The 18,594-nt window shown below is 62.5% G+C and carries 19 protein-coding genes and 2 pseudogenes; 7 read left to right on the top strand and 14 right to left on the bottom strand.

The annotated features are described in order from the left end of the window. Window positions 1–9: 9 nt before the first annotated feature. Genes mrdA through ACHMW6_RS03425 form a run of 4 tightly spaced genes read right to left on the bottom strand, consistent with a single transcriptional unit; the run spans window position 10 to window position 4,715 of the window. Window positions 10–2,121 (bottom strand): penicillin-binding protein 2, encoded by a 2,112-nt coding sequence (mrdA, locus tag ACHMW6_RS03440; RefSeq protein WP_395405567.1) that lies wholly within the window; start codon window positions 2,119–2,121, stop codon window positions 10–12. Between the two features lie 2 nt (window positions 2,122–2,123). Next, window positions 2,124–2,636, bottom strand: coding sequence for a rod shape-determining protein MreD (mreD, locus tag ACHMW6_RS03435; RefSeq protein WP_395405565.1), 513 nt, complete (start codon window positions 2,634–2,636; stop codon window positions 2,124–2,126). Further along, window positions 2,633–3,628 (bottom strand): rod shape-determining protein MreC, encoded by a 996-nt coding sequence (mreC, locus tag ACHMW6_RS03430; protein WP_395405563.1) that lies wholly within the window; start codon window positions 3,626–3,628, stop codon window positions 2,633–2,635. The genes mreD and mreC overlap by 4 nt, the downstream gene beginning before the upstream one ends. Window positions 3,629–3,671: 43 nt before the next feature. Next, window positions 3,672–4,715, bottom strand: a complete 1,044-nt coding sequence (locus tag ACHMW6_RS03425; protein ID WP_050409489.1) for a rod shape-determining protein — start codon at window positions 4,713–4,715, stop codon at window positions 3,672–3,674. A 269-nt stretch (window positions 4,716–4,984) separates the two neighbouring features. Between ACHMW6_RS03425 and gatC the strand changes: the two genes are divergently transcribed. From gatC to gatB, 3 genes are all read left to right on the top strand, one after another. Then, entirely contained in the window at window positions 4,985–5,284 is a 300-nt protein-coding gene (gene gatC / locus ACHMW6_RS03420; protein WP_395405560.1) for an Asp-tRNA(Asn)/Glu-tRNA(Gln) amidotransferase subunit GatC, read from the top strand. 121 nt (window positions 5,285–5,405) lie between these two features. After that, the gene (gene gatA / locus ACHMW6_RS03415) at window positions 5,406–6,881 is read left to right on the top strand and encodes an Asp-tRNA(Asn)/Glu-tRNA(Gln) amidotransferase subunit GatA (RefSeq protein WP_395405558.1); all 1,476 of its coding nucleotides are present in this window, start codon (window positions 5,406–5,408) and stop codon (window positions 6,879–6,881) included. 14 nt (window positions 6,882–6,895) lie between these two features. Then, complete coding sequence (gene gatB / locus ACHMW6_RS03410; RefSeq protein ID WP_395405555.1) at window positions 6,896–8,359, top strand: Asp-tRNA(Asn)/Glu-tRNA(Gln) amidotransferase subunit GatB; 1,464 nt, start codon at window positions 6,896–6,898, stop codon at window positions 8,357–8,359. A gap of 17 nt (window positions 8,360–8,376) precedes the next feature. Here the strand turns inward: gatB and ACHMW6_RS03405 are convergent, their stop codons facing one another. From ACHMW6_RS03405 to ACHMW6_RS03395, 3 genes are read right to left on the bottom strand one after another with little or no spacing between them, the layout of a single operon-like run. Continuing rightward, window positions 8,377–9,210, bottom strand: a complete 834-nt coding sequence (locus tag ACHMW6_RS03405) for an alpha/beta fold hydrolase (RefSeq protein ID WP_395405553.1) — start codon at window positions 9,208–9,210, stop codon at window positions 8,377–8,379. A 59-nt stretch (window positions 9,211–9,269) separates the two neighbouring features. After that, window positions 9,270–10,727: a radical SAM protein gene (locus ACHMW6_RS03400; protein WP_395405551.1), complete on the bottom strand. Its 1,458-nt coding sequence runs from the start codon at window positions 10,725–10,727 to the stop codon at window positions 9,270–9,272. After that, window positions 10,724–11,491 (bottom strand): prolipoprotein diacylglyceryl transferase family protein, encoded by a 768-nt coding sequence (locus ACHMW6_RS03395; RefSeq protein WP_395405549.1) that lies wholly within the window; start codon window positions 11,489–11,491, stop codon window positions 10,724–10,726. Before ACHMW6_RS03395 ends, ACHMW6_RS03400 begins: the two co-directional genes overlap by 4 nt. Before the next feature lie 147 nt (window positions 11,492–11,638). Between ACHMW6_RS03395 and ACHMW6_RS03390 the strand changes: the two genes are divergently transcribed. Further along, window positions 11,639–11,713: a hypothetical protein gene (locus ACHMW6_RS03390; protein ID WP_395408518.1), complete on the top strand. Its 75-nt coding sequence runs from the start codon at window positions 11,639–11,641 to the stop codon at window positions 11,711–11,713. On the opposite strand, the gene ACHMW6_RS03385 is transcribed toward ACHMW6_RS03390, so the two are convergent. Then, window positions 11,691–12,047, bottom strand: a complete 357-nt coding sequence (locus ACHMW6_RS03385; RefSeq protein WP_395405547.1) for a hypothetical protein — start codon at window positions 12,045–12,047, stop codon at window positions 11,691–11,693. The two genes, ACHMW6_RS03390 and ACHMW6_RS03385, sit on opposite strands and share 23 nt — an antisense overlap. A 32-nt stretch (window positions 12,048–12,079) precedes the next feature. Continuing rightward, window positions 12,080–12,737: pseudogene (gene pyrE / locus ACHMW6_RS03380) on the bottom strand (orotate phosphoribosyltransferase). A 53-nt stretch (window positions 12,738–12,790) separates the two neighbouring features. Here pyrE and ACHMW6_RS03375 point away from each other — a divergent pair. From ACHMW6_RS03375 to ACHMW6_RS03365, 3 genes are read left to right on the top strand one after another with little or no spacing between them, the layout of a single operon-like run. Then, window positions 12,791–13,561 (top strand): exodeoxyribonuclease III, encoded by a 771-nt coding sequence (locus tag ACHMW6_RS03375; RefSeq protein ID WP_395405544.1) that lies wholly within the window; start codon window positions 12,791–12,793, stop codon window positions 13,559–13,561. Then, window positions 13,561–13,956 carry a hypothetical protein gene (locus ACHMW6_RS03370; RefSeq protein WP_395405542.1) on the top strand — a complete coding sequence of 132 codons (396 nt, stop codon included), beginning with the start codon at window positions 13,561–13,563 and terminating at the stop codon, window positions 13,954–13,956. Before ACHMW6_RS03375 ends, ACHMW6_RS03370 begins: the two co-directional genes overlap by 1 nt. A 7-nt stretch (window positions 13,957–13,963) precedes the next feature. Further along, entirely contained in the window at window positions 13,964–14,953 is a 990-nt protein-coding gene (locus ACHMW6_RS03365; protein WP_395405540.1) for a hypothetical protein, read from the top strand. A gap of 1 nt (window position 14,954) precedes the next feature. Here ACHMW6_RS03365 and ACHMW6_RS03360 read toward each other — a convergent pair whose 3' ends face one another. From ACHMW6_RS03360 to ACHMW6_RS03340, 5 genes and pseudogenes are all read right to left on the bottom strand, one after another. Continuing rightward, entirely contained in the window at window positions 14,955–15,863 is a 909-nt protein-coding gene (locus ACHMW6_RS03360) for a pseudouridine synthase (RefSeq protein ID WP_395405538.1), read from the bottom strand. 2 nt (window positions 15,864–15,865) lie between these two features. After that, on the bottom strand, window positions 15,866–16,630 hold the full coding sequence (locus tag ACHMW6_RS03355; protein ID WP_395405536.1) for a M48 family metallopeptidase: 765 nt from the start codon (window positions 16,628–16,630) through the stop codon (window positions 15,866–15,868). Continuing rightward, a complete protein-coding gene (locus ACHMW6_RS03350) occupies window positions 16,608–16,766 on the bottom strand; it encodes a hypothetical protein (protein ID WP_395405534.1) in 159 nt (52 codons plus the stop codon). The genes ACHMW6_RS03355 and ACHMW6_RS03350 overlap by 23 nt, the downstream gene beginning before the upstream one ends. Window positions 16,767–16,791: 25 nt before the next feature. Beyond that, window positions 16,792–17,404, bottom strand: a pseudogene (metW, locus tag ACHMW6_RS03345) (methionine biosynthesis protein MetW). Continuing rightward, window positions 17,401–18,558 (bottom strand): homoserine O-acetyltransferase, encoded by a 1,158-nt coding sequence (locus ACHMW6_RS03340; RefSeq protein ID WP_395405532.1) that lies wholly within the window; start codon window positions 18,556–18,558, stop codon window positions 17,401–17,403. Before ACHMW6_RS03340 ends, metW begins: the two are co-directional and overlap by 4 nt. Between the last annotated feature and the right edge of the window lie 36 nt (window positions 18,559–18,594).

Here is an 18,594-nt window from a genome sequence, read left to right as displayed (position 1 = left end):
GGCGCCTCCTTACTCTTTCCTGCGCGGCGGTTGCAACGCCGGTTTCTGCTCTTTGGACGGCTGCGGCGCGGTCGGCGCGGGCGCCACGGGCGCCTGCTGGGCCGGCGCCTGCTGCGGCGCAGGCGCCGGAGCCGCCTGTTCGCCTGCCGCCTGGCGGCGCTCGATGGCCGCCGCCGCAGCCTCCACATCTTCCGCCGGCAGCGATTCCACCGGCACGGTTTCCGCATCTTCCTTCGGCACCGGCGTGTTGTCCTTCTCGCCGGAGCGCTTGCCCAGCAGCCAGTAATCCAGCACCTTGCGCGCGATCGGCGCTGCCGCCGCGCCGCCGAAGCCTGCGTTCTCCACGATCATCGCCAGCACGATCTTTGGCTTGTCGGCCGGGGCGAAAGCGGTGAACCACGCATTATCGCGCAAACGCTCATCAATGCGCGCCGCGTTGTATTTCTCGTTCGCCTTGATCGCCACCACCTGCGCGGTACCGGTCTTGCCGCCCACCGTGTAGCCGGCGTTGACGAAGGCGCGGTAGGCCGTGCCGCCTGGCTCGCTGGTCACGCCGACCATCGCATCCTTGATGAAATCGATGTTCGACTGCTTCAGCGGAATGCGGTAGCTCTCCTTCGGCACGGTCAGCTTGCGCTGGCGCGTGGCGCCGTCCTCGATGATCTTCACCAGGTGAGGCTTCATCACGATGCCGTTGTTGGCCAGGTTGGCCACGGCGTGCGCCACCTGCAGCGGCGTATAGGAGTTGTAGCCGGAACCGTTGGAGACGGAAATCGTGTCGCCGCCCACCCACTTGCCGGCCGCCGGATTCTTCTTGAAGCGGGCGCGCTTCCATTCCTGCGAAGGCAGCACGCCGGACTTTTCGTTTTCCAGGTCGATGCCGGTAGGACGGCCGAAGCCGAACGGCGCCATGAAATCATGGATGGCGTCGATGCCCATGTCGCGGCCCAGGATGTAGTAATAGGTATTGCAGGAGACGACGATGGATTTGCGCAGGTCCACCATGCCGTGGCCGCCTACCACGTCGTCGCGGAACTTGTGCGTGCCGAGGAAGAAGAAGCCCGGGTCGGCGATCGCAGAACTGGGGGTGCGCTTGCCCGTCTCCAGCGCGGCCAGCGCCATGAAAGGCTTGAAGGTGGAACCCGGCGCATAAGTGCCGGACAGCGGACGGTTCACCATCGGCTTGTCCAGCGAGGTATTCAGCTCACTCCAGCTTTGCGCATCGATGCCATCCACGAACAGGTTCGGGTCATAGCCGGGACGCGAAACATAGGCCAGCACGTCGCCCGTTTCCGGTTCGATCGCCACCAGCGCGCCGCGCCATTCGCCGAAGGCCTCTTCGGCCACCTTCTGCAGTTCGATATCGACCGACAGAATCAGGTTGCTGCCCGGCGTTGCCGGCGTGCGCGACAGCGTGCGGATGGCGCGGCCCCAGGCCGTCACTTCCACTTCTTCGTAGCCGGTCTGGCCGTGCAGATATTTTTCGTAGCTCTTTTCCAGGCCTTCCTTGCCGATATGCTCGGTGCCGTTGTAGTTGGCGGCATCGTCGGAGGCTTCCAGCGCCTTCGCTTCATTCTGGTTAATGCGGCCGATGAAGCCGATCACGTGCGAAGCCGTTTCACCCAGCGGATACTGGCGGAACAGGCGCGCCTGGATTTCCACGCCCGGATAGCGGAAGCGGTTCACGGTGAAGCGCGCCACTTCCTCGTCGGTAAGGCGGGTGCGCAGCGGCACGCTGGCGAAGTGCTTGGAGTCTTCCATCAGCTTCTTGAAGCGGCGCCGGTCCTTGTGCGTGATCTCGACCACTTTCGACAGTTCGTCGATCATGTCTTCCAGCGGGATGCGCAGCTTGGACGGCGTGATCTCCAACGTGAAAGCCGAGTAGTTGCGCGCCAGGACGACGCCGTTGCGGTCCAGGATCAGGCCGCGGTTCGGCACGATGGGCACGACGGCGATGCGGTTATCTTCCGCCTGCGCGGCGTAGTCGCTGTGCTTGATCACCTGCAGCCAGATGAAGCGCGCCAGCAGCAGGCCAAAGCAGACGAACACCATGGCGGCAATCGCCGAAAGGCGCAGCCGGAACCGGTACAGGTCGCGTTCTGTGTTCTTGAACTCGGTCATGCTCAGATCGGACGGGTGTGGTCTTTATCCACCGCGCGGCGCTGCGGCGCCAGCAGGACGATCGTGACCACGGGCCACAGCAGCGCCGCCACGATGCTCTCGCTGAAGAACAGCCAGCCCGGGAACTTGCCCGAGACGATAAAGCGCACCAGCAGCTGTATGCCTTGCGCCAGCAGCAGCAGGGGCAGCACGTGCATGGCCTGGGTCCACAACTTGAACCACAGCACCCGGCGGTGCATCATGATCGCGAAATAGGACAGCAGCGTGTAGGCCAGGGCATTCTCGCCCAGCAGCGTGGCGTCGTGCACGTCCATCAGCAGGCCGAGGAAGAAGGCGGTGCCGATGCCGACCTTGCGCGGCTGGTGCACGCCCCAGAACACCAGCACCAGCGCCACGAAGTCCGGCACGCCTTCCATGCGGCCCCAGGGCAGCAGGTTGAGCAGGACCGCGCAGAACAGGCTGACGCCGATGAACAGCGGGCTGACAGGCAGCAGGATGTATTGTGGACGGTTCATCGTGCAGGTTCCTTGTTGGCCGGCGCCGGAGCCGCTGCCGGAGCCGCTGCCGGTGCGGCCGGTGCAGGCGCTGCATCCTTAGCGTCCTTGGCCGCTGCAGCGTCCTTTTTCTTCTTGGCGGGCTTCACGACTTCCTCTTCCGGTGGCCGCGGCGGCATCTCGGGCAGGGACATCAGCACCAGCAGCTGCGTATTGCGCTCAATCCCCGCCAGCGGCTGGCACACCACGCGCCCGAACGCGCCAGTGGCATTGCTTTCGACCTGCACCACGCGCGCCACGGCCAGGCCGGCCGGGTACACGCCATCGATGCCGGAGGTGATCAGGATATCGCCGACCTGCACATCCGCGTTCGGCGCCATGAAGCGCAGGTCCAGGTTGCCGGACTGTCCACGGCCATAGGCCACGGAGCGCAGGCCATTGCGCAGCACCTGCACTGGAATCGCCTGCTCCTTGTCCGTCAGGAGCGTGACTTCGGCCGTGAAGGGGAACACGCGCGTAATCTGCCCCACCACGCCCTGGTTATCGATGACGGGCAGGCCAAGCGTAATCCCGTGCTGGGTGCCGCGATTGAGAATGACCTTGCGGGTAAATACATCGCGCGCGTCGTACAGGATCTCGGCCAGCATGCTCTTGGCCGGCACGCGCTCCTTGGCGTCCAGCAGCTTGCGCAACTGGTTGTTCTCGGCCTGGTGGAGCTGCGCCTGCTGCATCAGCATCGACGATGCGATCTGCTGCTGCCTCAGTTCATTCACCTGCTTCTGCATGGAGGAGAGCGTGGAGAAGTAGCTCCCCACGCCATAGATCGCGTCACGCGGCAGCAAGGCAGCCTGCTGCAGCGGATATAGCACGATGGCGGCGCCCTGGCGCACTACCGAGAGTGCACCAACACGCGAGTCGGTGAACAGCAGTGCAATCGAGATGCACGCGAACACCATCACTTTGAAACGGGCGGACGCGCCTTGTTTGAACAGGGGCGGTGGGCTGTAGTCCATGTCTTCCAATTAACAAGGGCGGCTAGTGCCGCCCTTTCGGTCCTTACTCGTAGGAGAAGATGGATCCCAGCTGGTCCATGCGCTCCAGCGCCATGCCCGACCCTCGTACCACGCAGGTCAGCGGATCTTCCGCCACCAGTACCGGCAGGCCCGTTTCTTCCATCAGCAGGCGGTCCAGGTCGCGCAGCAGCGCGCCGCCGCCGGTCAGCATCATGCCTTTTTCGGCGATGTCGGCACCCAGTTCCGGCGGGGTCTGTTCCAGCGCGTTCTTCACGGCGGAAACGATGTTATTCAGAGGATCGGTCAGCGCTTCCAGGATCTCGTTGGACGAGATGGTGAAGGAACGCGGAATACCTTCGGACAGGTTGCGGCCCTTGACTTCCATTTCCTTGACTTCAGAACCCGGGAAGGCGGAACCGATGGCCTTCTTGATTGCTTCCGCGGTCTGTTCGCCGATCAGCATGCCGTAGTTGCGGCGGATGTAGTTGACGATCGCTTCATCGAACTTGTCGCCACCCACGCGCACGGAACCCTTGTACACCATGCCGCCCAGCGAGATGATGCCCACTTCGGTGGTGCCGCCACCGATGTCGACGACCATCGAACCGGTTGCATCGGAGACCGGCAAGCCGGCGCCGATCGCTGCTGCCATCGGTTCCTCGATCAGGTACACCTGCGATGCGCCGGCGCCCAAGGCCGATTCACGGATCGCGCGGCGTTCCACCTGGGTCGAGCCGCAAGGCACGCAAATAATGATGCGCGGGGATGGGCGGAAGAATTTGGAGTCGTGCACCATGCGGATGAACTGCTTCAGCATCTGCTCGGTGACGGTGAAGTCGGCGATCACGCCGTCCTTCATCGGGCGAATGGCTTCGATATTGCCGGGAACCTTGCCCAGCATCTGCTTTGCTTCCTTGCCAACCGCCTGGATTGTTTTCTTGCCGTTCGGGCCGCCCTCCTGGCGGATCGCAACGACCGATGGCTCGTCCAGCACGATGCCGGAACCGCGCACGTAAATCAGGGTGTTCGCCGTACCCAGGTCGATGGCCAGGTCAGACGAAATATAGCGACGTAAAAAACCAAACATGTGTGTCCTGTGGCGCGAAGTCGCGCATTAATTCGTTATATAGAGAATCCGGTTCGGATGCGGCCGGGCGAGTCTTCAGCGCCGGAAACGCATTAACCCGCGATTGTACCTTATAATTTGCGGGATATTTGCCCTAAATCCACTCTATTGTGCGTGCTTGCAACCGTTGAATTAACCGGTGTTTGCGCCAATTTAATGCCCGATAGGCGAATAACCACGTAAATTATCAATACAACAATTAAACACGCGGGCTTGCCCGCCGCACAGCCATGTCCCTGACACTATCCGATGTAAAACGCATCGCCCATCTGGCGCAACTGGAAATGGGTGAAGAGCAGTCCGCCACGATGCTGGACAAGCTGAACGGCATCTTCGCACTGGCCGAACAGATGCAAGCTGTCGATACCGAAGGCGTTGCGCCGCTGAGCCATCCGCTGGCTGCACACATGCAAGTCGCCCTGCGCCTGCGCGAGGACGCGCCGACCGAGCCGAACCGCCGCGACGACTACCAGAAAGTAGCGCCGAAGACTGAAGACGGCCTGTACCTGGTGCCGAAAGTGATCGACTGAAGAACCAACGGCATAAAACCGGCACCAGCCACACTGTGGCTAGTGCCCTGCCACATCGTGACAGGCACCAGGTTCCGGCCTTGGGTTTTAATTAGCCCAACGACACACAAAGTACATACTCATGCATACTAAAACCATCAAGGAACTGTCCGAGCTCCTGCAAAAGAAAGAAGTCAGCGCCGTCCAGCTGGCGAACCACTTCCTCGACCGCATCGAGAAAAGCGACCTGAATGCCTTTCTGCACGTGGACCGCGCGCTGACGCTGGCCGAAGCCGAGGAAGCGGACCGCCGCATCGCCGCCGGCACCGCCACGCCGCTGACCGGCGTGCCGATCGCCCACAAGGACATCTTCGTCACCAGGAACTGGCGCTCGACCGCCGGCTCGAAAATGCTGGCCAACTATGTGAGCCCCTTCGACGCCACCGTAGTCGAAAAAATGAAGGCGGCCGGCATGGTCACCCTGGGCAAGCTGAATTGCGACGAATTCGCGATGGGCTCGTCCAATGAGAACTCGGCCTTCGGCGCCGTGAAGAACCCGTGGGACAAGGCTGCCATTCCGGGCGGCTCCTCCGGTGGTTCCGCTGCCGCCGTGGCTGCGCGCCTGGCGCCTGGCGTGACCGGCACCGACACCGGCGGCTCGATTCGCCAGCCGGCATCGTTCTGCGGCATCACCGGCATCAAGCCGACCTACGGCCGCGCCTCGCGCTTCGGCATGATCGCCTTCGCCTCCTCGCTGGACCAGGCAGGCCCGATGGCGCAGACCGCGGAAGACTGCGCGCTGCTGCTGTCCGCGATGACCGGCTTCGACGAGCGCGATTCCACCAGTCTGTCGCCCGAGCAGGGCAATGTCGCCGAAGACTACACGCGCGACCTTAACAAGCCGCTGACCGGCCTGCGCATCGGCGTGCCGAAAGAGTACTTCGGCGAAGGCCTGGCGGCCGACGTGGAAAAAGCCGTGCGCGCCGCGCTGGACCAGTTCGTGAAACTGGGCGCGACCCTGGTCGATATCTCGCTGCCGAATACCGCGCTGTCCATCCCGGCCTACTATATGGTGGCGCCGGCCGAGGCATCGTCCAACCTGTCCCGCTTCGACGGCGTGCGCTACGGCTTCCGCGCCGAGGGCTACAAGGACCTGCAGGACATGTACAAGAAGACCCGCGCGCAAGGCTTCGGCCCTGAAGTACAGCGCCGCATCATGGTCGGCACTTACATCCTTTGCCACGGTTACTACGACGCCTACTACCTGAAGGCGCAAAAGATCCGCCGCAAGATCACCGAGGACTTCGCGAAAGCCCTGGGCGAGCAGTGCGACGTGATCATGGGCCCTGTCGCCCCGACCGTGGCCTGGGACCTGGGCTCGAAGGCGGACGATCCGGTTGCCAACTACCTGGCCGACATCTTCACGCTGTCCACCAGCCTGGCCGGCCTGCCGGGCATGTCCATTCCTGTCGGCTTTGGCGAAGGCGACAAGAACGCCAACCGCCCCGTGGGCCTGCAGATCATCGGCAACTACTTCGCCGAAGCGAAGCTGCTGAACATCGCCCACCAGTTCCAGCAAGCCACCGACTGGCATAAACGCACGCCCGCAGGCATTTGATAAGAGAGAAGAATATGGAATGGGAAGTCGTTATCGGTCTTGAGAACCACGTTCAGCTCACGACCGACTCCAAAATTTTCAGCGGCTCGCCGACGAAGTTCGGCGCCGAGCCGAATACGCAGGCCAGCCCGGTTGACCTGGCGCTGCCGGGCGTGCTGCCGGTGATGAACAAGTCGGCCGTCGAGAAGGCGATCCGCTTCGGTCTGGCGGTGGACGCGAAAATCGCGCCGCAGTCGCAGTTCGCGCGCAAGAATTACTTCTATCCGGACCTGCCGAAGGGCTACCAAATTTCGCAGTTCGAAGATCCGGTCGTGCAAGGCGGCCAGCTGACTTTCGGCTACGAGAAGGATGGCCAGTTCGTCACCAGGACCGTGAACCTGACCCGCGCCCACCTGGAAGAGGACGCAGGCAAGTCGCTGCACGAGGATTATCACGGCATGTCCGGCATTGACCTGAACCGCGCCGGCACGCCGCTGCTGGAGATCGTGTCCGAGCCGGAAATGCGCAGCGCCGCTGAAGCCGTGGCGTACTGCAAGGCCTTGCACGGCCTGGTCGTCTGGCTGGGCATCTGCGACGGCAATATGCAGGAAGGCTCCTTCCGCTGCGACGTGAACGTGTCCGTGCGTCCGAAAGGCCAGAAGGAATTCGGCACCCGCTGCGAGATCAAGAACCTGAACTCCTTCCGCTTCATCGAGGAAGCCGTGCACGTGGAAGTGCGCCGCCAGATCGAGCTGATCGAAGACGGCGGCAAGGTGGAGCAAGCCACCCGCCTGTACGACCCGGACCGCAAGGAAACCCGCGCCATGCGCACCAAGGAAGACGCGCAGGATTACCGCTATTTCCCTGACCCGGACCTGCCGCCGCTGATGATTTCGGAAGACTGGATCAAGCGCGTGAAGGGCGAGATGCCGGAACTGCCAGCCGTGATGCGCACCCGCTTCATCGAAGAGTACAAGCTGCCGGAGTACGATGCGCTGGTGCTGACCGCGTCCAAGGGCATGGCCAACTACTTCGAAAGCGTGGTTGCCGCCGCGGGCAAGGAGAATGCGAAGGTTGCTGCGAACTGGCTGATGGGCGATGTGTCTTCGACCCTGAACCGCGAAGGCGTCGAGATCGTGGACGCGCCGGTGCTGCCGGCGCAACTGGCCGGCATGCTGAAGCGCATCGCCGACGGCACCATCTCCAACAAGATCGCCAAGGAAGTGTTTGGCGCGATGTGGGAAGCGAAGTCGCAAGACCCGAACCTGGTTGACGTGATCATCGAGCAGAAGGGCCTGAAGCAGATTTCCGACACCGGCGCGCTGGAGGCGATCGTCAACGAAGTGATCGCCAATAACGAGAAATCGGTTGAGCAGTATCGCGCGGGCAAGGAAGCGGCGATCAATGCACTGATTGGTCAGGCGATGAAGGCGTCGAAGGGCAAGGCGAATCCGGCGCAGTTGACGGAGCTGCTCAAGAAGAAATTAGCTGGCGGTTGAGCCTCGGGTGCGGCGGATCATTGATTCGCCGTTGCGTCCCGGGCAGCGGCGGCATTCCCGGCCCGCGCCTCCAGCCACTTGAGGATGTCCGCGAAAATCTCCTCGCGGTTCACCTCATTGAAATTCTCGTGATAATTCGAAGCCTGGTGGTTAATCTCCACCAGCTTCGGATTCACAGTCGCCAGCATGGCCATCGTGGCCTGCGCATCGGCGAGCTTGTCCTCCCCCGCAACGACAACATACAGCGGCCAGCGCCAGGTCGGCATCTGCGATGCCAGGCCCTTCTGCGCCTGCTGCAGCGCATGCCCGAAGCGCACCGTGCATTCTGAAGCTCGGATACCATCGGCTTCATCGCGACGATGCCGCTCCGTGATTGCCTTGTCGTGCGTGAGCATATCGGTTACAGATGCCATCGGCACCTTCATGCCAGGCGCAAGGCGCGCCAGCGCGCCCGCCAGGCCCTGCAGCACTGCCGGCACCTTGATCGCATTCACGTAATACGGCGAGGACAGGATGAATCCCCTCACTTCCTCATCGCGTGCCAGCCGCTCCAGCCCGAAGCGCGTGGCAATCAGCCCGCCCATCGAATGGCCCATGATGAAAACCGGCAGCCCCGGATAGTGCTGCTTGGTCCAGTGCAGGAACAACTCCACCTCGTCGACAAAGATATCGAAATCAGGGATATCGACGCGGTGCTGCTTCTCGTGCCCGCACAGGTCAAATGAAACGGTCGCAATGCCATGCCGCTTGAACCACAGCGCCGGCGTTACGTAATCGCCCGCATGCGCCATGCCGCCGTGAATGGCCAGCAGCACGGCGCGCGGCTGCGCCGGTTCCCAGATGTGGATCATGCGTTCCGCGCCGCGTCGGCCTTTGAACCGGGCGAACCGGTCTTCCTGATATCGATTTATCATCGGGCCAGTATAACGCGGCCCGGCAGGCGTTGTGCGAACTGGCCCGCGATGCTGCTGCGGATCGCCTCAAGCCTGCGGCTGTCGCGGTACAGCAGGTTGAAGCTCTCGAACGGAACCAGCTTGCCGTCCGGCTGCGCGAAGTGGATGCAGGACTTCTTCAGCGCGCGCACATCGAGCGAATAGGCATCCATGAACTGCACGATCAGCACGCGGAACACATTGTCATATTTCAGTTCGGACGGCGCGCTCACCAGCGGCAGGCAGCACATCAACTCGGACAGGCAATTGGCCTGCGACTCCGGCGAATGATTGGTCGAGAACAGCTTGAAGACCTGGTCCTTGACTGTGCTGCGCAGCGTTTCGTCGCGTTCGAAGACGATGGTATTGCCGCTGCCTTCCACCAGGGTTTGCGGGTCGAGATAGCGCGTCAGCGGCACCGTGCGCTCCGGCGTCTTGATCGCATAGGCCATGGCCAGCGTGTCCGGGTTGCAGGGCACGGGGACGACATCCTGCAAGGTGAACAGATTGCTCTGCTCCGCGACCTTGCGGCGGATCTCGGACACGGTCAACCGGTGCACACGCGGGTCGTAGTTCTCGACCCGGCCGGCGTCCTGGATCGGCTGCAGGGTAACGCCGCGGACGCAAGGCTGCGCCAGCGCGAAATCGATGATGCTGCCGATTTCATCATCGTTCAGGCCCTTCTTCAGTGTGACCACCAGCGTCGTCGACAGCCCGGCTTCATTCAGGTTCTCCAGCGCCTGCTGGCGAATGCGCCGCAGGTCGGCGCCGCGCAGTTGCCTGTGCACTTCGGCGCGCAGCGAATCAAACTGCAGGTAGACTTCCACGCCCGGCGCGTACGAGGCCAGGCGGCGCACGAATGCCTTGTCCTGCGCCAGCACGATCCCATTTGTATTCACCATCACGTGGCGGATGGGACGCGCCTTGGCCGCCTCCATGATCTCCCAGAATTGCGGATGCAGCGTCGGCTCGCCGCCGGAGAGCTGCATCACATCGGCCTCCCCCTCGTTGGCGACGACCGCGTCCAGCATGCGCAGCACTTCTTCCAGCGGCTTGTGGCGCTCGCGATGCGTGCCGCTCTCCGCGTAGCACACAGGGCAATTCAAGTTGCAGTTGTCCGTGATCTCAACCACGGACAGGCAGGAGTGCTGCATATGATCGGGGCACAAGCCGCAATCGTAAGGACAGCCATACTCCATCTTCGTGTTGAACTGCTGCGGCATCTCCGGATGCTTGACGAAGACTTCGCGGCACAGCCGGTAATATTCGACATCGTCGCTGACCAGCACCCGCTCGGCGCCATGCGCGCCGCACCACTTGTCCATATACACCTTGCCGTCCTTGAAGACGATCTTTGCCTCCGCCGGATGCAGGCACTGCGAGCACACCGAGGTCGTCGTGTCGTAGAACAGATAGGGGCGGATCTTGCGGCTCATTTGCATCCCTCGGCAAAGGCTGGTTGTGACAAGGCTTGCCTGAACAGCAGCGGCAGATAGCAGACCAGCGCAGCCATGCAGACCAGCTGGATGCCGCTTAAGCCACCGGCATATTCATAAGGCACGGGCTTGATGGCGTCGACCAGCAGGCGCCACACGAGGTAGCCGGCCAGGTAAAGCTTGAAGGCCAGGCCTGGCTTGTGCGCGAGGCCCGATCGCAGGTGAAGAAGCAGGCCGCCCCAGACCAGCACGAAGAGCATGTCGTAGACCTGCGTCGGATGGCGCGGGATGCCGTCGCCGAAATCGACTGCCCAGGGCAGGCTGCTTGACACGCCGTAAGTGCCGTCATTCAGCCCCGCCAGAAAGCAGCCGATGCGGCCGACGACGGTGCCTGCGATCAGCGGCAGAATGAACTGATCGCCCGTCGAATGGCGGATGCCCGCCAGCAGCTTCGCCAGCTCCACGCCAATCAGGCCGCCCAGCAGGCCGCCGACAATCGACTGCCCGCGCGCCCAGGCTTGCATGTCATGGCCATACTGCGCCCACAAATGCGGCCACTCTATCCAGAACACGAGTTTGTTGCCGATTGCCGCGCCCAGCACGCAACCGACAACCACGGCAAAAGAGCCGGGCTGCAGCATGCCGCCCTGCCCCGCGCGCCGCCGTTGCCAGCGGTAGAGCTGCAAGCCGGCCGCCAGTGCTGCCCATTCCAGCACCAGATGCACGGTGTGGGCCGCGTCCGTCGTCAGGACCGGGGCTTTCATCAGCGCTTGTTTTTAAACCAGACCGAGTAGATGCCGTAACCGCAGGCCAGTGTGATCATGGCGCCGATCACCGCCAGGATCACGATCCCCGGTTCCGGATTTTCGATGGAGACGCCCAGCCCCAGCAGGCTGCAACTGCCGAAGCCGATCAGGCCGAAGGCCAGGACCAGCGTCAGGAAAATGCGCAGCAGGATAGCCATCAGGCCTGGATGCCGATGGTGATGCCCATCTGCAGCAGCAGCTCCAGGTCGGCGAGAGAGAGATCGAGACTGCTACCGGTCGCGAAAACCAGGCGCAGTTCAGCGGCGATATTGGCCGCGTCGAAGGAAATGCCGCGCGCCTGGCATTCATTGAGGTAGGCGCGGACCTGCTTCAGCAGCTCATCCGCGCTGGGATCGGTGCCCAGGGTGACGTAGAAGCCGGCATCGATATGGGCATGCCCGGACGATCCGGGATCGCCCTTGGTCCAGGCGCGTTCCGGCTCGCTCGGCAGCCCATCCCGCACATCGGCCAGTGCGGTTTCGTCGCCATATACTTTCAACGTGGCAATATTCATATTGCCAATATAGCACACGTTTCGGCTGAAAATTAGGCGACGCCGTATTTGCTGCGGTACGCTGCAACAGCATCCTTGTGCTGCGCCATCGCCGGGTCGGCGGACAGGAAGGTGAACAGGTCGGCCAGGCTGCCGATCGAAATCACCGGGATGCCGTAGTTCTTGCTCACTTCCTGCACGGCAGACAGCTCGGACATCACGCCGTCCCTGGCGCCGCGCTCCATGCGGTCCAGCGCGATCAGTACGGCGCATGGCTCGGCGCCGGCGGCGCGGATCATGTCCACCGACTCGCGCACCGAGGTGCCGGCCGAGATCACATCATCAATGATGACAACCTTGCCAGTCAGCTTTGCGCCCACCAGGGTGCCGCCTTCGCCGTGGTCCTTGGCTTCCTTGCGGTTGTAGGCGAAGGAGGTGTTGCGTCCCTTGCCGGCGAGAGCCATCGCGGTGGCGGAAGCGAGCGTGATGCCCTTGTACGCAGGGCCGAACAGCATATCGAACTCGATGCCGGAGTCCAGCAGGGTCTGGGCGTAGAAGTCTGACAGTTTTGCCAGGGTCGCGCCGTCGTGGAACAGGCCGGCGTTAAAGAAATAGGGCGATTGCCGCCCTGCTTTGGTCGTAAAACTCGCCGAACTTCAGCACTCCCGCCTGAACGGAAAACGCGATAAACTCTTGCCTCAAATTACTCATTAGTGCACCCATCTTTGTTCAAAGTGCCTGTATTTTAATCTTTCGTACCCCCTATGCCAAAAATCATTTCCGCCAACCTGAACGGCATCCGCTCCGCCGCCAAGAAGGGTTTCTTTGACTGGATGGGCGCTGTAGATGCCGACATCCTCTGTGTGCAGGAGCTGAAAGCCCAGGCTGGCGACATGACGCCGGACCTCCTCAACCCGCACGGCTACCACGGCCATTTCCACTACGCGGAGAAGAAGGGCTACTCCGGCACTGGCATCTACAGCAAGATCGAGCCGGACTCGGTGAAGATCGGCTTCGGCGCGCCCGAGTTCGATGCGGAAGGCCGCTATGTGCGCGCCGACTTCGGCAACCTGACCGTGATTTCCGTGTACTGCCCATCCGGCTCGTCGTCCGAAGAGCGCCAGCAAGCCAAGTTCCGCTTCATGGACCTGTTCCTGCCCCACCTGCTGGAGCTGCGCGCCGAAGGCCGCGAGTTCGTGATCTGCGGCGACTGGAATATCGCCCACAAGGAAATCGACCTGAAGAACTGGAAGGGCAACCTGAAGAACTCCGGCTTCCTGCCCGAGGAACGCGCCTGGATGACGAAGCTGTTCGATGAAGTCGGCTATGTGGACGTGCACCGCGGCCTCGATCCGCGCCCCGAGCAGTACACCTGGTGGAGCAACCGCGGCCAGGCTTACGCGAAGAACGTTGGCTGGCGCATCGACTATCACGTCGCGACCCCGGGCATCGCTGCCAAGGCGCACGCCGTTTCAGTGTATAAGGAAGTAAAATTCTCGGACCACGCTCCGCTGATCATCGACTACCACCCATAATGAAGCTCATTCTTTTTCTGCTGAGCATACGCAGCAGCTACGTCAACGACGAAGAATCGGAAGCAACGGACGAACTGTTCGACACCGTACAGTTCGTCCAGAACGAAAAAGGCACCTGGCGCATCAAGACCTTTGCCGACGACGAAGACGTGCACCTGTGGTCGATCGAAGCGCCGGAAGACCTGGTTGAACTGGCGGTCGAAAACACCAACAAGCACTATGGCGACGTGATCGATGAAGCCTTCATCCTCGAGAGCGAAGACGGCATCGAAGGGCTGCGCAAGGAATTGAAGAAGCATGGCCTGTCCACGCACCTGGAAATCTCGCCGAAGGGCCCGCTGTTCTGGGCGCCGCCGGGCACCAGCTACAAGCCGAAATCCTCCCCTGCCCAATAGGTCCGATTTGAAACGCATCCTGCTCGCGGCGGCCCTGGTCGCCAACACCGCCATGGCGCAAGAGGCCCAGCCACTCGAGGGCGCATGGACCGGCCGGATCGGCAACAGCGCCATCAACGCCTGCTTCAGCAAATCCGAAGGACAGTATTTCTACCAGCGCCAGCTGGAGGGAATCGTGCTGACCGCGCCGGAAGAGAAGGACGACAGCTGGCGCGACCCCGAAGGCGCCTGGAAGATCAGCCGCGTTACCGCCACGGAAATGGAAGGCGTGTGGCTGGGCGACGGCAAGCGCCTGACCATCAGGATGACTCGTCTGGGGCCGCTGCAGGACGGCGAATGCAGCGCCGCCTACTACGCCCCCGTGGTCAACGGGGTCAAGTATGAGTTCAGCGATGGCCATATCAGTGGTCTGCCGCTGCGGCTGCTGAAGTCCCCGCTTGGCATGTCCTTCGAAATGAAGGGCACAACGCCGGCCATCCGGCAGTTCAATTTCTTCTCGCGCCAATGGCGCGAAAACCAGGCCATCCATGCTTTCAGCTGCAAGCTGAATGGCGGCGACGGCTGGGAAAGCGATCTGACCGCGGGATCAGTCTTCAATCACTACCTGCTGGTGCAGGAGAACGGGCTGGATAATTCCTGCGGCGGCGCGCACGGCAATTCCGCCCACGCCACGCTGCTGTTTGATTTGCGCACCGGCCAGAAGGTCAATACCTACGCATGGCTGGCGAACGGCGAAGCAAGCCTGACGGAGCCGGCCGAAGGCAAACCGAAACCGGCCCTGCGCAAGCTGCTGGAAAAGCTGAACCGCAGCGACGATTGCAAAGGCATGAGCTACGACTTCAACGCTCCCTTCCCCACTACCACGGGCCTGACGTTTTCGACGTCCTACCCGCACGCCGGCCGCGCCTGCAACGAAGACATCCAGGTCAGCTACGCCAGGCTGGCGCCTTATCTGTCGGCTGAGGGCAAGGCTTTCGTGAAGAGCATCAAACACTGAATCAGAGCTGCTGCCGGCTCTCGAAGTAGCGCCATTCCCCGGTCAGCGGATCGGGGAAGCCGATGGCGCGCGCCAGCAGCTTCAGGGGCGACGACACGTCATCCTGCTTGCACGGCAGCGCCACCGGATAGAAAACATCGTTCACGATCGGAATGCCCAGCGATGACAGGTGCACGCGTAGCTGATGCTGCCGCCCCGTGTGCGGCCACAGGCGGTACAGCACATGCTCGCCGCGCTGCGCGATCACGTCGATCATGGTTTCCGAATTCGGCTCGCCCGGTTCTTCCTTCATCGTGAAGAATTTGTCGCCCTCCACCATGCGGCTGCGGTAGACAAAGGGGAATTCGCGACCCGGCAGCGGACCGGCCAGCGCTTCGTATTCCTTTTGCACCAGCCGCTTCTGGAACAGGGACTGGTAGGCGCCGCGGCTGTCCAGGTTGGAGGAGAAAATCACCACGCCCGCCGTTTCGCGATCCAGGCGGTGGATCGGCACCAGCTCCTCGATGCCCAGCTTCTGGCGCAGACGCACCAGCAGCGTCTCCTTGAGGAAGCGGCCGGTGGGGATGGTGGGCAGGAAGTGGGGTTTGTCCGCGACGACGATGTGCTCGTCCTGGTACAGGATCTCTTCGTGGAAGGGGATCGGCGTTTCGTGCTCCAGCTCGCGGTAGTACCAGATGCGCATGCCCTGCTTGTAGCGCGCATCCGGCATCAGTGGCGCGCCCTGCCCGTCCACCACATCGCCGCGCTCCATGCGTTCGCGCCACTGCGCTGCCGTCACTGCAGGGTAATTCGACGCCATGAAGGTGAGCATGTCCGGCCATTGCCCCTCGGGTAGCCAGAGAAAGCTGGGCGTAACGCCGTCGCGCATGGGCAGCGGCGCCTTGCCGTGGAACTTCACGGTGGAGGACATCTTCAGGCTTTGGGCGGCAGCGGCATGGACTGGTATGGAGGCAGCTTGTCCACGGTCGTGCCCTTGGTGCGCGCGTAGACCGGCAGCACCAGCGGCATATTCCTATTCATCTCGTTGATGCGCGACTCGCCGCCCGGGTGGGTGGACAGGATTTCCAGCGGCTGGCGCGAGCCGGCCGCGCCCATTTTCTGCCACAGCGTGATACCGGCACGGGGATCGAAACCGGCGCGTGCCGCCAGGTCGAGGCCGACGATATCGGCTTCCGTTTCCTCGCCGCGCGAGAATTTCAGGCTGATCATCTGGGCGCCGATGCCGGCCACCGTATCGGTCAGGCGCGGATCGATGCCGAAGTAGGCGGAAACGCCCGCGCCCAGCAGCTTGCCCACCGCCGACGTGGCCGAGGACTCGACCATGCGCTTGCGCGCGTGCTCGCGCAGGGCGTGCGAGATTTCATGGCCCATGACCATGGCCACTTCATCGTCCGTCAGATTCAGTTTGGTCAGGATGCCCGAGAAGAAGGCGATGCGCCCGCCCGGCATGCAGAAGGCGTTGACCTGGTCGGAATTGAGCAGGTTGACTTCCCATTTCCAGTCCGCCGCCGCCGGGTTCCAGCGTGCCGCGTACGGGACGATGCGGCTGGCAATGGCGCGCAGTCGCTGCACGCGCGGATCGCTGGGCGGCACCAGGGCATTCTTTTGCTTGGCTTCCGTCAGCAGCTGCGTGTATTGCAGTTTCGACTGTTCGTTAACCGTACTCTTCGTCCGCAAAGATGCGCAAGCGCGACAGCTTGGTGACGGGGATGCCGTCCTGCTGTTGGGCGCCCTGCTGAGCGGGCGGCTCGGCCGGCGCCAGGCTCGTGAAACCCGCCAGCGCCAGCAATGCGAGAGAGTGTTTGATCTTCATGAAAATAACGATAGCACACTCGGTTTTAGTGTGACGTGCGCTTTCTCAAACGAAATACCGCAAGGTCGCCGCGCAGGTTGGGCATCACATTCACGATCTTGCCTTCGCTCAGCGCCACGCACTCGATCACTTCCAGCCCCACTTCCTCGGCCAGTTCCTGGAAATCCTTGATGGTGGCGCAGCGCACGTTGGGCGTGTCGTACCACTGGTAAGGCAGGGACTTGGACACCGGCATGCGTCCGCGCAGCAGCGCAACGCGGTGCGGCCAGTGGGCAAAGTTGGGGGAAGGACACGATGGCTTCGCGGCCCACGCGCACGATGTCGCGCAGCAAGTCTTCCACGTGCTTCATCATCTGCAGCGAGGACAGGCACATCACCGTATCGAAGGAGTTGTCGCCGAAGATGCCCAGGCCGCGCTCGAAGTCCTGCTGGATCACGCGCACACCGCGCTGGGTGGACTTCAGCACCTGCTCATCGGCCAGCTCCAGGCCGTAGCCGGTGCACTCCTTGCCGGTCTGCAGATAATCCATCATCACGCCGTCGCCGCAGCCCACGTCCAGCACGTGGGAGCCGGGCTTGATCCAGTGGGCAATGAAGGCGAGGTCGGGACGGGCGTTGCTCAGCTCATCGAAAGTCATGCTGCGGATTCCTTGTTATTTTCTTTCCATACCTGTTCGTAGTAGGCGCGCACCAGGTTCAGGTAGCGCGCATCCTCCAGCAGGAAGGCGTCGTGGCCATGCGGCGCATCGATTTCGGCATAGGTCACTTCGCGGCGGTTCGCCAGCAGGGCCTGGACGATTTCGCGGCTGCGCTCCGGCGAGAAGCGCCAGTCGGTGCTGAAGGAGGCCAGGAAGAACTTGGCCTTGGTGCCCTCCAGGGTTTTGGTCAGGTCGCCATCGTACTTGCGCGCCGGGTCGAAGTAGTCGAGCGCCTTGGTGATCAGCAGATAGGTGTTGGCGTCGAAGTACTCGGCGAACTTGTCGCCCTGGTAGCGCAGGTAGGACTCGATCTCGAAATCGATGCCGAAGCCGAACTTGTAGTCGCCTCCGTTGGTGGCGATATCGCGCAGCTTGCGGCCGAACTTCTCGGCCATGTCGTCGTCGGACAGGTAGGTGATGTGGCCCACCATGCGCGCGACCTTCAGGCCATTCCTCGGCACTACGCCATGTTCGTAGAAATTGCCTTCGCGGTAGTCGGGGTCGGACAGGATGGCCGTGCGCGCCACGTCGTTGAAGGCGATGTTCTGTGCCGACAGCTTCGGCGTGGACGCGATCACCAGGCAATGGCGCAGGCGGTCCGGGTACATGATGGACCAGGCCAGCGCCTGCATGCCGCCCAGCGAGCCGCCCATCACGGCGGCGAACTGCCGGATGCCCAGCTGGTCGGCCAGGCGCGCCTGCGCGGCCACCCAGTCCTCCACTGTCACCACGGGGAAGCCGGCGCCATAAGGCTTGCCGGTTTCCGGATTGGTGTGCATCGGACCGGTGGAACCGAAGCAGGAGCCCAGGTTGTTGACGCCGATGACGAAGAACTTGTCCGTATCCAGCGGCTTGCCGGGACCGACCATATTGTCCCACCAGCCCACGCTTTTCGGATTGTCCGCGTAGTAGCCGGCCACGTGGTGGGAAGCGTTCAGCGCGTGGCATACCAGCACGGCGTTGGACTTGTCGGCGTTCAGCGTGCCATAGGTCTCGTACATCAGCATATAGTCGCGCAGGGACGCTCCGCTCTGTAGCTGAAGGGGTTCCGCAAAATGCATGGTCTGCGGCGAGACGATTCCGATCGAAGGCATGTGAGTCCGAGTTGTATGCGAATTGTTTGGTGGGTA

It is taken from the genome of Pseudoduganella sp. UC29_106 (assembly GCF_044055365.1).
GTDB lineage: Bacteria > Pseudomonadota > Gammaproteobacteria > Burkholderiales > Burkholderiaceae_D > Rugamonas.
The sequence above is the reverse complement of the archived record's forward strand: the minus strand, read 5'-3'. Positions and strand labels throughout refer to the sequence as shown.